Raw genomic sequence first — 14,957 nt, 5'->3', positions numbered from 1 at the left:
AAATTAATTAATTCAGAATCAATTGGATTTAATTTGTCACCCATTTTGGGTGATTTTTTGTATTCATTCAAATGTGATATTTGCATAATAATTTGAAAAATATTTAAAATGAAAAAAATAGCGTTTTTTTTAAGCGTCACACTAGTATTTGTTTCTTGTTCAAATGATGATGCTACTAATCAAAATCAAGTAAATAGAAAAGTATATGTTGGGATAGAAAATTCTATAAATAATTTTGATAAAACGATTCTTTGGCAAGATGGCAATCGTACCACTATTTCGGAATTAAATCAAGAAACATATATACAGGATATTAAAATACAGGGAGATGATGTATATGTGCTTTTTAAAGAAAAAACACCTAGCTTTGGAAATACTTATCCAGCCAAACTATGGAAAAACGGTCAGATTACTACGCTTACAGAATTAGGGAGTAATCCTCAAAATTTAAGACTTTTTTTAGCTAATGGGAAAAAATATATTTCCTATTATGAGTTTCAATCTCTAGGAAATGATATAGTGAAATTTTGGGTAGATGGTCAAGTTACAAATATTACAGATGGTACAAATGATGCAGGTACAAGTGCTATTTTTGTTCATAATAATGATGTTTTTATTGTTGGTTATGAAATAATAAATAATATTGCTGTTGGTACGGTTTGGAAAAATGGTGCTGCAATTAGAATTACAGATGGAGTGTTAAATACTTATTTAAAGGATATTGATATAGCGAATAACGCAATATATGTCGCAGGTAGAGAGAATAATAAGTGCAAATACTGGAAAAAGAATTTATCAGATAATAATTTGGTACAGGCATATCCTTTGTCGAATAATTTTAATGGCGATACGAAAAGTATAGTAGTGAGTGGAAATGATGTTTATGTGGCAGGTGATCAATGGAATGAAACCAATAGAATCGCAAAATTGTGGAAAAATGGTGTAGAAACTCAATTATCAAATTCTAATAATAATAATCGGGTTCAAGATTTAGTAGTTATTGACAACGATGTGTATGTTGTTGGAGAAGAAGATGTAAATGGAGGAAGAATTGCTAAATTATGGAAAAATGGCGTTGAAACAAACTTGACAGATGGATCAGATTACTCTACCGCCAAATGCATAGCCGTGAAATAAATTTATAACATTAGTAAGTCGTCTTAAAGGCGACTTTTTTTACTTTTGTTATATTAACAAACGATTTTAAAAAGAATCTGAACTTTTTTATTTTAATATATAAATGAAAAAAATTGTTTTAATTGAAGATTATCAGTTAGTTAGAGAGACATATGAAGAGATCATAAGTGCTTCAAATAAATATGAAGTGGTAGGTAGTTTTTCATCATGTGAAGAAGCTCTACAAGAAATTGTAGCTTTAGACCCAGATGTGGTTTTTATGGATATTAACTTGCCGGGTATCAATGGGATTGAAGGAACAAAAAAGATAAAAGAATTAGTTTCTGATGTTTCGGTAATTGTAGTTACTGTTAATGAGGAATCAAATTTTGTTTTTGAAGCGCTTTGTGCAGGTGCTGTAGGATATATTACTAAAGTAAGCGGTAAAGAAAGAATTATAGAAGCCCTTGAACAATTGGATCATGGTGGTGCACCTATGAGTAATAAAATTGCGCGTTTAATAGTAGAATCGTTTCAGCAAAAAAAAGAACAAGATCTTACAGACAGAGAAAATGAAGTACTTTCTTTATTGGCAGAAGGGAAAACTTACGTAAGTATTGCAAACGAACTTGAAATTAGCTTTAATACAGTAAAAACACATATCAAAAGAATATATGATAAGTTGCATGTAAATAGTAAAGATGAAATCATATCGATATATAACTCAAATAAAAGAAATGTATTTAAATGAAACACTATCCCACAAAGTGTGTAAGTTAAAAAGTTGAGGCTTGGATTTTATAATGAATTTCTTTTTAGATACAATAAAATCACATTTTTAAATAAAAATCTTTGGTAAGATTAATATACTCAGGAGTGTATTGGTGACGAGCCGTTTCAATGATTAATTCGTCAATTAAGGGAGTTTGTTGGATTCTTGTAAAGGCTAATAAGCTTCTTTTGGTTTCCGTTGTAGGTGTTCCTTTTACTCGAGTTATTTTCAGTGGATATAATTCAAATTCTTTAGCTAAAGCTAAAAATGGTTCTTCTTCTTTAAAAGGAATGATAACGGAAAATATACCATTTTCTGAAAGTAATAAATCTGCGGCTTCAACTAAATCTTCAAATGGTAAAGCATCTTCAAAACGTGCCAAATCCCTTTGTTTGTCTTCGGTCTTATAATCGTCAGTGTAAAAAGGAGGGTTAGAAATAATTAAGTCATATTCATCTTCTGGTTCTTCCATGAATTCATCTAGGCCAGCATGAAAACAGAATAAACGGTCATTCCAAGGAGACTCTTCAAAATTGTCTGTTGCTTGTTCATAAGCGTTTTCTTCAATCTCAATAGCGTCGATTTGGGCAGCGTTACTTCTTTGTGCAAGTATTAAAGATAAAATACCTGTGCCTGTTCCTATATCTAAAATAGAATATGGATTATTGATTAAAGGAGTCCATGCTCCAAGTAATACTGCATCTGTGCCTATTTTCATTGCACACCTATCTTGCACTATCCTAAATTGTTTAAAATTGAAAGTAGAGCTCATGGGAAAAGAATGTGGAAATTGTTTTTAACCTAAATATAAATCAACTAAGCCTTGGGGTGTGTCAAGGATGATTTTTTTGTTTTGACGGTCAACCTTTACAATAAAAGCGTCAATCATTGGTACAAGTATTTCAATATTCTCTTTTGATATTTCAAAAAGAGGTTGGGCATTACTATCATTTACCCCTTTCATAATACCAATATTTCCTAAACGAACATCTTCAACTTCAAAACCTATAATTTCATGATAATAAAATTTATTTCCTTCTAATTTTGGTAGCATGGAAAGTGGGAGATAGACTTCGCAATTCATGATTTCGTCGGCAGCTGCTTCAGAATCGATATCTTCAAATCGAACACGTAAAAATTTGTCTTTATGAAGTGCACTTTTTTCAATAAAAAATGGAACCAGCGATTTGTTAAGTTCAACAAATACTGATTCCAAATTTTGATACAATTCGGGTTCGTCTGTGTCTAAATAGATTAAAACTTCCCCTTTAAAGCTAAATTTTTTCGCAATTTTACCTAAATAGAAACATTCTTTTTTATGCATTATTACGATTTAATATTAAAAATTAAGCTTCTGCTTCTTCATTGTTTTCTTCAACAACTGGAGCTTCTTCAGTTGAAGCTTCAGCCTCAGCAGCTTTTGCAGCTTCAGCTTGAGCAGCTAAACGTTTTGCATTTGCTTCTTGTTCTGCTTTAAAAGCTTTAGCTTTAGCATCAGCTTGCGCTTTACTTAAACCGTCTTTTTTTGCATTAACCTTACCTGCTTTTTCTTCTAACCAAGCTGCTAATTTAGCATCTGCTTGTTCTTGAGTTAAAGCTCCTTTGCGAACGCCTCCATCTAAATGGTGTTTTAATAAAGCACCTTTGTAAGATAAAATAGCTCTTGCAGTGTCAGTTGGCTGAGCACCATTGTGTAACCATTGTACAGCGCTATCTAAATTTAAATCGATAGTTGCTGGGTTAGTGTTTGGATTGTAAGTTCCGATTTTGTCTAAGAATTTACCATCTCTTTTTGAACGTGCATCAGCTGCTACGATCCAGTAAAAAGGTTTTCCTTTTTTACCATGTCTTTGTAATCTAATTTTTACAGGCATAATCTTTTGATTAATTAGAGGTACCCGACCTCAGTTATTTAAGTCGGCAAATATACAAAACTTTGTTTTACAATTTGCTACCATTAATGCAAATATTTTTGTCTTTTTTAGGTGTTGTTTGAATTAAAAAAATTATTTTTGTCTCTTATCGGTTTAAAAATAGATTTATAATGAAAAAAATAGTAATAGTTTTGTTAGGGATGTTTTTGTTGACATCATGTGTTAATGAGACGGAAGATAATACTCCAACGTTACAGGCAAAATTTAATAGTGTTAGTTGGAAAGCTAAGGAAACAAGCGTTTCTCTAGACGCTAATGGTGGATTAGTTATTAAAGCATATCGTGGATCTGAAGTTTTAACTTTAAAAACAAGTGCTCTAAGTGTTGGTTCTTATACTTTTGGAACACAGAATTTATTGAATTCGGCAAGTTATGCTGTAGGGACAGGTTTGAATGTAGCGGAATATAAAACAAGTATAGTTTTGGGACCTGCTTTTGGTTATGAAACGATTAGTGCGGGTACAGGTTATGTTTTAAATAATTCTGCCATGACAACAAGTATTAGTCCATTAAGTACAGGAGCTGGTTTGGTTTTTAAAATAGAAGAAGTTAATGGATTAGGTGCCATTTCTAAATTATCAATAAAAGCTAGAGGTGCTAATTATAAAGCAGGTGACATTGTTACTGTGCAAGGTGGTGCAAATAATGCAAAATATAAAGTTTTAAACGTGCAGCAGAGTAATGGTAAAGTTGTAATTGAAAAAATAGAAAATGGAACTATTACTGGTAACTTTCAGTTAAATGCAGTAAATTCAGATGGTGAAGTGGTTACATTTTCTGAAGGAATTTTTTATCAAGTACCAATAAATTAATTTTGTAGTTTATAAATTAACAAATATTTAAATGGGGCTGTCCGAAAAGGACAGCTTTTTTTATGTAGCTATTTTTAAGCTATTTTGTTTTGAAGAAAAAATAATAGCAAAATAACTTTGAGTTACTTTAACAAGGCAAATTTTAGTTTTAAAATAGGCTAGATAAGTGTGAATTTTGGTTTTGAAAACAAATTTTGGCAAGTCTACCTTCATTGCATTCATTTTTCTAAAGTTGTGTCCAAGGGCCATTAGTAAAAACTCTAATGTTACTTTTTCTAATCCCTTCATTGTGAATCGATTGAATTTATTATTGCTTTTAAGTTGACCAAAAACTGCTTCTACCTCTATTGGACGTTTACTTCGATGTTTTAGTCCTTTTTCACTCATTAGTAGCTTTCTTGCTTTTTCTTTTAATTCATTTAATCGATGATTGACTGATAAAATTCTATTACCTTTTGCTTGATGACATTGACTTCGTAAAGGACATCCTTGGCATCTTTTGGCTTGATAATATGTAATTTGTGATTCATATCCAGTACTGGTTTCACGTTTTCCTACTCCTGTTTTTTGCATAATTTGCCCCATTGGACAAACATAAAAATCGTGTTCTTCGTTGTAGAATAAGTTTTGAACAAGAAAAGGATTGTTTTTTATCTTTCTTTTTTGTTCTTGATGAAAATAGTTGTATTTAACATAAGCATCAGCCTTTTTTTCTTCAAGCATTTGATAATTTTCTTCACTGCCATAACCTGCATCTGCAACGATTTCCTTGCTCTGTTTTTGATAAGCTTTTTCAAAACCTTCAAGATGAGAACTTAAGGTTGTAGTGTCATTTGTTGTTTGATGAACAGATACATGTGTAATGAATTGATTTTCTGTAGATATTTGCGGATTGTAAGCGGGTTTTAATTGACCGTTTTTCATATGATCTTCTTTCATTCTCATAAAGGTAGCTTCGGGATCCGTTTTACTATAAGAGTTCCTATTTTCCATTGTAGCTAAGTCTTTTTCATATTTTTCAAGCTTTGGAAGATGCTCCTCTTGAAGTTTTTGTAACTCTTTTTCCTGCTTTTTGGTAGGCATTTTGAGCTTTTTATTAAGAATCGAAAGCTTTTCTTTTAATCTTTCCGAATCTATTGATTTTGGTAATTCTTCTATATTTAGTTCTTGATTATCAGATTGAATACTATTTTCAATAGTTGATAAAATATGACTAATTTTAATTTCTAGTTTTTCTTTATATTTCTCAATGGAGCCTCTCCATACAAAAGTATATTTATTAGCTTTAGATTCTATCTTTGTACCATCAATATACTGAACATCTAGGCTTACATATTTCATTTCAACCAACATTTTTACCACTTCTGCAAAAAGAGTTTGAATGTGATTTTTTAGAACTTTACCCCTAAAATCGTTTATCGTTCTAAAATCAGGAGTCGAGTTGCCCGAAATATACATAAAATGAATGTTCTCCTGAAGTGCTTTTGCAATTTTTCTGCAAGAATATACATTAGATAAATAACTGTAAAACAAAACCTTAATCATCATTCTTGGATGGTAAGCTGAAGTACCACCTCCTTTATATTTTTTCAATATTTCACTTATATCTAACTGATTAACAACTTGTTCCACTAAGCGAACTGGATGGTTTTGCGGTATTCTATCGAAAATATTGATAGGAAATAACTCTGGAGAATTGCCTGTTTGATTTTTAAAAACTATCTTAGCCATTGTGTATTTTTGTGTCAACTCTAAGATACTAATTTTAGAGATAAAATACAACAAAAAAAGGCTGTCATTACTTTTTGGACAGCCTCATTTTTATTTTGATTAAAATCGATATTTCACTGTTAATAAAACATAGCGTTCAATTAAAGGGATGCTTCTGGTTGTTTTAGTGTATTCATTTAAAGAGGAAATTTTAAATTCATTTTCGTTAAATAAATTATTCAGTACCATTCGATAAGAAAATTTACTTTTTTTTGGGGTATAATTTAATTCAGCATTTAAAAAAGAATAGGTTTGGTCAAGCCAATACAAATCACTTTTTATAGCTATAATAAAAGTTTCTGAAAACTTATAATTTGTTGAAAAATTTCCTTTTGTAATTATATTGCTGGTTTTGGAATCATTAAAGGTAGTATAACTCCTATTTTGAGTAACCGTAAAATCAAAATTATAGGGTTTTTCTAAATAAGTAGTTCCCGATATAATATAAGAGCTAAATAGAGTGTTAATGTTGGTAAAATCTGTTGTGTTTACTTTTATGGGAGATGTAACCCAATTTTGTTGGGTTTCTAGTTTGGTCGCCATTTGTATTTTTCTAATGAAAAATTTTATATTGGAAAGTAGTCGATAAGAATCACCTCCATTTGTAAATGTTGTATTGTTGAATACAAAATTGTTTGTTATGGTGCTTTCTTGCGTTGTTATAGTTTCTGATTTTGTGTAAGACAAATCAGTAAATAGGAAAAAACGTTTTAAAACACTATTGTTCCCATGACTAATAGAAAAAGTATTACTTTTTAATATGGGAATTTCGTTAGTTCCTTTTGAAAAATTACGATAACTTGTTAATTGATAATTTTCAATGAGTGAAGTAAGACCAGATAAAAAATTGTTATAGCTATGACTAATAGAAATGTTCCCTATTTTTTTAAAATAATTACTTAAAGAATTGAAAGTATTTAATAAAGGGTAGGTTTTATTGATGGTATTGGTGTTATAATTGGTAATATCAAGTTTGATAGTAGAATTAAATTTGAAATCTTCTGTAAATTCATATTTAAAACCGTTTTCTAAACCTAGAATGTTTTGTTTTAGAGTAAGGTTATTAGAGTAAGTAGGATTCAAATTAGTTGAGACTAAAAAGTCATTTTCATTTTTTTCAGTATTGGTCTCTAATCGTGCAGCAATAACGTGTTCTGCTTTTTTGTTGTATTTAATAATTAATTTACTTTTAAATCCTGAATAAGTAATGGCGTTTGTAACTTGTTCTTTTATAAGAGTATTAATATCTACATTAAAGAAAGTATTTAAAAAAGGAGAAGTAATATGATTGTTTTCAGTCAAATGATCTGTTCCAAAGTATAAATAGTTAATCAATACTTTATTACGTCCCATTTTAAGGGTCTGGTACAAATGATTGTAAAAGCTATAATTATTGTTTCTAGAAACTACACCTACCAAGTCATCATTAAATAGAATGTTGTCTTGAATACGTTTGAGGTTGTTTTTAAAAATGATATTGGCAGTAAAATAATTCTTAGGATTCAAACTGTATTTAAGTTCTATTTCGCCACCTATTTTTTTATTTTGCAACGAATAATTCTTGTTTTCTGTTAAAGCTATTGGAGCAGGTGCTACTAAATATTCAGTTGCATTAAAACTATTTTGGATTTGTTCATCGAGTGCAAAATAATTCACACTTCGCAAAGATAAATTAGATTTTATCTTAGTGTTAAATGCTAAAGTATTAAAAAAAGCATTGTTAAAAATACTTTGCGAATCACTAAAAGTAGTGTTTTCTCCGCTAGAAGAATTAAATGTATTACGTATTTCTTTTTCAAAACGATCTTGCCTATAAATATCAAAAGTAGTAAAGCTTTTAGAAATCTGACTGCTGGCTTTTGTACCTGAATTATTGTAATCGGCAAGATTTAAAAGTTTAATTTTTTTTCGAATAAGTCCAATATTTAAGTTTTCTTTCCAGCGATTCTCTGAAACAACTCCAGATCCTAAAGTAATGTTTCCAAACCAAATATTTAACAAATTTTTTTTCAATTTCAGATTAACTGCTATAGCATCCGAATTTCCTAAACTTTTTAAAATAGGATTATCTTCAAAATTCTTCAAAATTTGAACGGCATCGAGTACTTTTCCATCTAAGTTTTTAGATAATAATTTATAGTCTTTATCGAATAAATCATCACCTTCTAGTAAAAGTTTTTCAATTCTTTTTCCATTCGCTTTGATTGTTCCATCTTCTTCAACTTCAATGCCTGGAATCCGTTTTAAAACATCTTCTACGGTTTGTTCGGTGTCGTTGGTGAAATATTGAGTTTTAATGGTAATAGTATCGCTGTTTATTTTTATTTTTTGTTCCGTTTCAAGTACTACTTCATTTAAAACTTCAATTTTTTCAATTAGTTCAATGGATTGGTTTATCAGTCTGTCATCTTGTAAAATATGGCTTACTTCTTTTTTTTCATAACCTAGACTAGAAACACTTATGGTGATTTTTTTATTTTCATTAGAAGTAATTGAAATAGTATAAACCCCTTTAGTATTAGAATAGCCATAGCCTAAAACAGACTCGTTGGCATCTAAAACAATAACAGAGGCATTATCAATACTTCTGTTATTACTTTTTATTGTTCCTGTAATAGTATAGTTTTGGCAAAAACAAAAAGAATATAAAAAAAGTAAAATATACTTCATTTATTCTGCAATTTCAATATATTGTTCTTCAAGTTCAACTCTAACGGAAGCTCCTGGGTAATCTTTTAGTGCAACTAAAAAACGTTCTTTTTTTGTTTTTATAATATGTTTAGCATGATTTAAATAAGTTTTATAAGGAAACCATGTGGTAAACTTTTCTTCTACATCCTGTTTAATAAAATCAATTTTAATAGTGTCTTTTAACGGATATTCTATATTTTTAAAATAAAAGTAAATTTTATACTCACTATCATAAGCTTCTAAAACCAACCCAGGCAGCCCATTTAATTTCCAAGGACCGTAAGGAATTGGTATTGCTGTAGTGTACCATACAGTGTAATCCCTACCTCTAAATGTTGCAATAGCTTTTTTGCAAGTGTAATTACCTATTTTTTTGGTTTCTTTTTCAAATTTCCAGTTAATAGTGGGTCTCTTTTCTTTGACATAAATATTTCCCATACCCATTACATAAGACCATAAAGTGTCTTTTTCTCTGTCAAAGTACACTTGATTCCCTACATAGTTGGTGATTAATCTAGAATTAGAACCACTGAGGTTTATAACACCTACATTGTCATTTTCCTCACTAGGTTCAGTAATTGTTACTTCTGGTGTTTTTTCTATATTATTTTCTAAAGAATCTTTTTCGGATACAAAATAGGAATGTTTACTGTCAAAAAGTAATTGGGCTCTGTATTCCTCTCCTTGTTTTTGCCCTGATAGTAAACTTTTAATATATCCGTAATTTACAATACCTTGTTTTTCTTGTGCGTTAATAAAAATAACAATAAAAAGGCTGCAATATGTAAAAGTTTTTTTCATTTAAAGAGTTTTTAGTTTCTGGGATTAAATTTTAATCCCAGATAAAAGTAATTAGTGATTAATTAGCTTATAAAGAAGCGTTAGGATTTACGTTTTCAGGTTTATCTGTTGAACAAACCTGATTGGCTATAGCTAATAATCCCTCGAAACTAGTTCCAGCAGGTGCTTCTCCAATGTAATTATTATACTTACATCGTATAGTAAATTTAATTGGTTTCTCTTCATTTTTTTTAATTTTAGTTTCTTCTACTTTAGAAACTTCCTTTGTGTTGGCTTGAATGAAGAACGATACACTCAATGCACTAATTAATACTAATTTTTTTATTTTTGTAAATTTTATAGAACAAATGAAGTGAAAAAAAACTTTAATTTGTGTTAAAATAATTAGATTTAACAGTAGGTATGTTTTTTCTGTAATTTGTGTTAAAAAAACAATCTCCTGTTAACAATTAAAATTGTATCAAGTTTTTTTAAACAGTATCTTTGTTTTTACCTAATTTAAAGAAAGATGTACTTAATTTTCGATACAGAAACGACTGGTTTACCGCGTAGTTGGTCTGCTCCTATAACAGATACAGATAACTGGCCGCGTTGTATTCAGATAGCTTGGCAATTGCATGATGAAATGGGAAATTTGGTAGAACATCAAGATTATTTGGTGAAACCAGAAGGTTTTAATATTCCCTATGATGCAGAACGTATTCATGGAATTTCTACAGAATTGGCAGATGAACAAGGGGTTTCTTTGTTGGAGGTTTTAGAGAAATTTAATGTTGCTTTGTCTAAAGCAAAATATATAGTTGGGCAAAATGTAGGTTTTGACGTTAATATCATGGGGTGTGAGTTCCATCGAATGAATATAGAGTCAGACATGGCAAATATGCCAGTTTTAGACACTTGTACAGAAGTTACTGCAGAATTGCTACAGCTTCCAGGTGGACGTGGAGGGAAGTTTAAATTGCCTACATTGACAGAACTGCACGAGTATTTGTTTCATCAGCCTTTTGCTGAGGCTCATAATGCTACAGCCGATGTGGAAGCAACAACACGTTGTTTCTTAGAGTTAATTAATCGTCAGGTTTTTACAAAGGAAGAATTAGATGTTACTCCTGATTATTTTGTTAGATTTAAAGAGCATAATCCAAAAGAAATTCAGCTCATTGGGTTAAAGCATATCAATTTGAAAGCAGCTTCTGATAAGATCAGACAGAGGTTGCAAAAAATTGAACAGGAGAATATACAAACGACAATCTCAGAAGCAGATAAAGAAGATTTTTCAGTAGCAAAGTTTGCGCACTTGCATAATCATTCACAGTTTTCGGTATTGCAATCCACTATCGCTATTCCAGCTTTGGTTTCTGCAGCAGTTAAGGGTAAAATGCCTGCTGTTGCTATGACGGATACTGGAAACATGATGGGGGCTTTTCATTTTGTAAGTGCAGTTATGAATCATAATAAAAGTGCAAAAGCAAAGATTGAAGCAGCTATTGAAGCGGGTGAAGAACCAACGGATATCGAAATAAAACCTATTGTAGGCTGTGAATTTAATATCTGCGAAGATCATAAAGATAAAACGAAGAAAGATAATGGTTATCAGGTTGTTTTGTTGGCAAAAAATAAGAAAGGATATCATAATTTAGCTAAGATGTCTTCATTGGCCTATACTGATGGGTTTTATTATGTGCCAAGAATAGATAAAAAAATAGTTGAGCAATACAAGGAAGATGTGATGGTTCTTTCTGGGAATTTATATGGAGAAATTCCAAGTAAGATTTTAAATTTAGGGGAAAACCAAGCGGAAGAAGCATTGATTTGGTGGAAAGAACAGTTTCAAGATGATTTTTACTTGGAGATTATGCGTCACAATCAAGAAGATGAAAATAGAGTTAATAAGACTTTAATAGAGTTTTCTCAAAAGCACAATGTTAAGTTAATAGCCACCAATAACACTTATTATGTAAATAAGGAAGATGCGAATGCACACGATATTTTATTGTGTGTGAAAGATGGTGAAAAGCAAGCAACACCTATAGGTCGTGGTCGTGGTTATCGATATGGTTTGCCTAATCAGGAATATTATTTTAAGTCGCAGGAGGAAATGAAAAAACTATTTGCAGATCTTCCTGATGCAATAATAAACATTCAAGAAATTGTTGATAAAGTTGAAATTTATTCACTATATCGAGATGTATTACTTCCAAAATATGATATTCCGGCTGAATTTGTTAATCCTGAAGATGAGCTAGATGGTGGTGTTAGAGGTGAAAATGCCTATTTGAGACATTTAACAATTGAAGGAGCTAAAAGAAGATATGGTGAAATTACACCTTCTATACAAGAGCGTTTAGATTTTGAATTACTAACCATTTCTAATTCTGGTTATCCTGGTTATTTCTTGATTGTGCAGGATTTTATTGCTGAAGCTAGAAAAATGGATGTTTCAGTTGGACCTGGTCGTGGTTCGGCTGCAGGTTCTGCTGTGGCATACTGTTTGGGAATTACTAATATTGATCCGATTAAGTATGATTTGCTTTTTGAGCGTTTTTTAAATCCTGACCGTGTGTCCATGCCCGATATTGATATTGATTTTGATGATGAAGGTCGTGGTCGTGTAATGGATTATGTAATCAATAAATATGGAGCCAATCAAGTTGCTCAGATTATTACTTATGGGAAAATGGCAACCAAATCGGCAATTAGAGATACAGCACGAGTATTAGATTTGCCACTTTTTGAAGCCGATAGAATTGCAAAATTGATTCCTGGAATGATGCCTTCAAAATGGAATTTGGCACGTTTTATTTCAGAAAAAGAAGATGATGTAAAAAAAGCATTACGATCTGATGAGTTTGATAAAGTAAAAGAATTGATTGCAATTGCCAATGAAGGTGATTTAGCTGGTGAAACAATTCAGCAGGCAAAAATATTAGAAGGTTCCATGCGAAATACAGGAATTCACGCTTGTGGGGTAATTATTACACCTTCTGATATTACAAATTTCGTTCCTGTAACCACAGCAAAAGATTCTGATTTGTATGTTACACAATTTGACAACTCAGTTGCAGAAAGTGCCGGATTGCTGAAAATGGACTTTTTGGGTCTGAAGACCCTAACATTAATTAAAGATACCGTTAAGTTAGTAAAATATAGATTAGGGATTGAATTGGATCCTGACACTTTTCCAATTGATGATGTAAAAACCTATGAGTTGTTCCAAAGAGGTGAAACCGTTGGAATATTTCAGTATGAGTCTCCAGGGATGCAAAAGTACATGAAGGATTTAAAGCCTACAGTTTTTGGAGATTTAATTGCAATGAATGCATTGTATCGTCCAGGGCCATTAGAGTATATTCCTTCTTTTGTTAGGAGGAAAAATGGAGAAGAGCCTATTGTATATGATTTAGACGCCTGTGAAGAATATTTAGGAGAAACTTATGGAATTACTGTTTATCAAGAGCAAGTGATGCTTTTGTCTCAGTCTTTGGCAGGATTTACAAAAGGTGAGGCCGATGTCTTGCGTAAGGCAATGGGAAAAAAACAGAAGGATGTTTTGGATAAAATGAAGCCAAAATTTGTAGAGCAAGCAGCTGCAAAAGGACATGATGCTACTGTTTTAGAAAAAATCTGGAAAGACTGGGAAGCCTTTGCAAGTTATGCCTTCAATAAGTCGCACTCTACTTGTTATGCTTGGGTAGCCTATCAAACGGCATATTTAAAGGCGCATTATCCAGCGGAATATATGGCAGCCGTACTTTCTAATAATATGAACGATATTAAGCAAGTTTCGTTTTTCATGGAAGAATGTAAAAGAATGGGATTGGCTGTTTTGGGACCAGATGTGAATGAGTCATTTTATAAATTTACAGTAAACGAAAATTATGCTGTCCGATTTGGAATGGGTGCGATTAAAGGTGTAGGGGAAGGAGCAGTAAATACGATTGTTGAAAATAGAAAAGAGGGGAAATATAAGTCTATATTCGATTTAGCGAAACGAATTGATTTGAGAGCTGCAAATAAGAAAGCTTTCGAAAATTTAGCATTAGCAGGAGGATTTGATTGTTTTGAAGATACGCATAGAGCACAATATTTTCATGATGAAGGTGATGGAATTACGTTCTATGAAAAGGCGATCAAGTACGGTGCTAAATTTCAAGAAAATGAAAATTCCTCTCAAGTAAGTCTTTTTGGAGATGCTTCGGAAGTTCAAATTCCAGAGCCTGTTGTGCCTCCATGTGAAGAGTGGAATACAATGGAAAAATTGGCGAAAGAGAAAGATGTTGTTGGGATCTATATTTCGGGTCATCCTTTAGATGATTATAAGTATGAAATGAAATATTTCTGTAATACAAAATTAGAGCAATTAAAAGATCTAAGTAGTTTAGTTGGTAAAAACGTGAGTATTGGAGGAATTATTACAAGGGTAGAACACCGAGTAGCAAAAAATGGAAAAGGTTGGGGAATGTTTACTTTGGAAGGCTATGATGAGAGTTATGAGTTTAGAATTTTTGGAGAAGAGTATTTGAAGTACCGACACTTCTTAATTCAAAATAACTTTACTTTTATGAAATTGTCTGTAAAAGAAGGGTGGACTAATGCAGAAGGAAAAAAAGGAGACCCAAGAGTGCAGTTTATAGGAATTCAATACCTGCAAGATGTTTTAACCACATTTGCTAAAAAATTGATTTTGCAATTTAATGTTGTAGAGCTAAAGGAATCTTTGATACAAACATTGTTTGAATTGTTTAAAAAAGAAACTGGAGACAACCCTATAACTATTGAAGTTATGGAATTAGAAACCGTTAAGAAACAAGTTGTTGAAGTAGTTGAAAATGAAGTTATCGATGTGAGTGATGAAACGGAAACAGATGAGGTTATGGAACAAGTTGAAATTGCTCCATCAATTACAGAAGTAGAAGAGGTTAAGGTAGTGACTAAGTTGGTAATGCCAAGTCGAAAGATAAAGGTGAAAATTTCAAACGAATTGCTTCAAGAATTAGAAGCAATGCAGATTAATTTCAAACTCAATTAGTGTTAGCTACTTAACACTAGTTTAAAAGGAAG

10 protein-coding genes and 1 pseudogene are annotated in these 14,957 nt (G+C 31.4%); 4 read left to right on the top strand and 7 right to left on the bottom strand.

The window, feature by feature from the left end; genetic code table 11:
* Positions 1-108 precede the first annotated feature (108 nt).
* Entirely contained in the window at positions 109-1,137 is a 1,029-nt protein-coding gene (locus tag ACZ49Z_RS05090; protein WP_464307106.1) for a hypothetical protein, read from the top strand.
* 103 nt (positions 1,138-1,240) lie between these two features.
* Positions 1,241-1,867, top strand: coding sequence for a response regulator (locus tag ACZ49Z_RS05085; RefSeq protein ID WP_464307105.1), 627 nt, complete (start codon positions 1,241-1,243; stop codon positions 1,865-1,867).
* A gap of 79 nt (positions 1,868-1,946) precedes the next feature.
* Here the strand turns inward: ACZ49Z_RS05085 and ACZ49Z_RS05080 are convergent, their stop codons facing one another.
* The 3 genes from ACZ49Z_RS05080 to ACZ49Z_RS05070 form a co-directional block, all read right to left on the bottom strand.
* A complete protein-coding gene (locus ACZ49Z_RS05080) occupies positions 1,947-2,606 on the bottom strand; it encodes a tRNA1(Val) (adenine(37)-N6)-methyltransferase (RefSeq protein ID WP_464307104.1) in 660 nt (219 codons plus the stop codon).
* Between the two features lie 78 nt (positions 2,607-2,684).
* Complete coding sequence (rimM, locus tag ACZ49Z_RS05075) at positions 2,685-3,212, bottom strand: ribosome maturation factor RimM (RefSeq protein WP_464307103.1); 528 nt, start codon at positions 3,210-3,212, stop codon at positions 2,685-2,687.
* 22 nt (positions 3,213-3,234) lie between these two features.
* Positions 3,235-3,762 carry a 30S ribosomal protein S16 gene (locus ACZ49Z_RS05070; RefSeq protein WP_464307102.1) on the bottom strand — a complete coding sequence of 176 codons (528 nt, stop codon included), beginning with the start codon at positions 3,760-3,762 and terminating at the stop codon, positions 3,235-3,237.
* A gap of 170 nt (positions 3,763-3,932) precedes the next feature.
* Between ACZ49Z_RS05070 and ACZ49Z_RS05065 the strand changes: the two genes are divergently transcribed.
* Complete coding sequence (locus tag ACZ49Z_RS05065) at positions 3,933-4,634, top strand: DUF6252 domain-containing protein (protein WP_464307101.1); 702 nt, start codon at positions 3,933-3,935, stop codon at positions 4,632-4,634.
* 219 nt (positions 4,635-4,853) lie between these two features.
* Here ACZ49Z_RS05065 and ACZ49Z_RS05060 read toward each other — a convergent pair.
* The 4 genes and pseudogenes from ACZ49Z_RS05060 to ACZ49Z_RS05045 form a co-directional block, all read right to left on the bottom strand.
* Positions 4,854-6,365: pseudogene (locus ACZ49Z_RS05060) on the bottom strand (IS1182 family transposase); the annotation flags it as partial.
* A 99-nt stretch (positions 6,366-6,464) separates the two neighbouring features.
* Positions 6,465-9,074 (bottom strand): peptidase associated/transthyretin-like domain-containing protein, encoded by a 2,610-nt coding sequence (locus ACZ49Z_RS05055; RefSeq protein WP_464307100.1) that lies wholly within the window; start codon positions 9,072-9,074, stop codon positions 6,465-6,467.
* Positions 9,075-9,896 carry a GLPGLI family protein gene (locus tag ACZ49Z_RS05050; RefSeq protein ID WP_464307099.1) on the bottom strand — a complete coding sequence of 274 codons (822 nt, stop codon included), beginning with the start codon at positions 9,894-9,896 and terminating at the stop codon, positions 9,075-9,077.
* A 67-nt stretch (positions 9,897-9,963) separates the two neighbouring features.
* On the bottom strand, positions 9,964-10,194 hold the full coding sequence (locus ACZ49Z_RS05045; protein ID WP_464307098.1) for a hypothetical protein: 231 nt from the start codon (positions 10,192-10,194) through the stop codon (positions 9,964-9,966).
* Between the two features lie 210 nt (positions 10,195-10,404).
* Here ACZ49Z_RS05045 and dnaE point away from each other — a divergent pair, with 210 nt between their 5' ends.
* Complete coding sequence (gene dnaE / locus ACZ49Z_RS05040; protein WP_464307097.1) at positions 10,405-14,925, top strand: DNA polymerase III subunit alpha; 4,521 nt, start codon at positions 10,405-10,407, stop codon at positions 14,923-14,925.
* Positions 14,926-14,957 lie beyond the last annotated feature (32 nt).

This window comes from Flavobacterium sp. KY-23415, assembly GCF_055384985.1.
This window is presented reverse-complemented; position numbering and strand designations above follow the sequence as displayed.

What these genes read in the sequence shown, in the direction of transcription:
- ACZ49Z_RS05090 (WP_464307106.1), top strand. Translation starts at nt 109, where the DNA reads ATGAAAAAAATAGCGTTTTTTTTAAGCGTCACACTAGTATTTGTTTCT.
- ACZ49Z_RS05085 (WP_464307105.1), top strand. Translation starts at nt 1,241, where the DNA reads ATGAAAAAAATTGTTTTAATTGAAGATTATCAGTTAGTTAGAGAGACA.
- ACZ49Z_RS05080 (WP_464307104.1), bottom strand. Translation starts at nt 2,606, where the DNA reads ATGAAAATAGGCACAGATGCAGTATTACTTGGAGCATGGACTCCTTTA.
- rimM (WP_464307103.1), bottom strand. Translation starts at nt 3,212, where the DNA reads ATGCATAAAAAAGAATGTTTCTATTTAGGTAAAATTGCGAAAAAATTT.
- ACZ49Z_RS05070 (WP_464307102.1), bottom strand. Translation starts at nt 3,762, where the DNA reads ATGCCTGTAAAAATTAGATTACAAAGACATGGTAAAAAAGGAAAACCT.
- ACZ49Z_RS05065 (WP_464307101.1), top strand. Translation starts at nt 3,933, where the DNA reads ATGAAAAAAATAGTAATAGTTTTGTTAGGGATGTTTTTGTTGACATCA.
- ACZ49Z_RS05055 (WP_464307100.1), bottom strand. Translation starts at nt 9,074, where the DNA reads ATGAAGTATATTTTACTTTTTTTATATTCTTTTTGTTTTTGCCAAAAC.
- ACZ49Z_RS05050 (WP_464307099.1), bottom strand. Translation starts at nt 9,896, where the DNA reads ATGAAAAAAACTTTTACATATTGCAGCCTTTTTATTGTTATTTTTATT.
- dnaE (WP_464307097.1), top strand. Translation starts at nt 10,405, where the DNA reads ATGTACTTAATTTTCGATACAGAAACGACTGGTTTACCGCGTAGTTGG.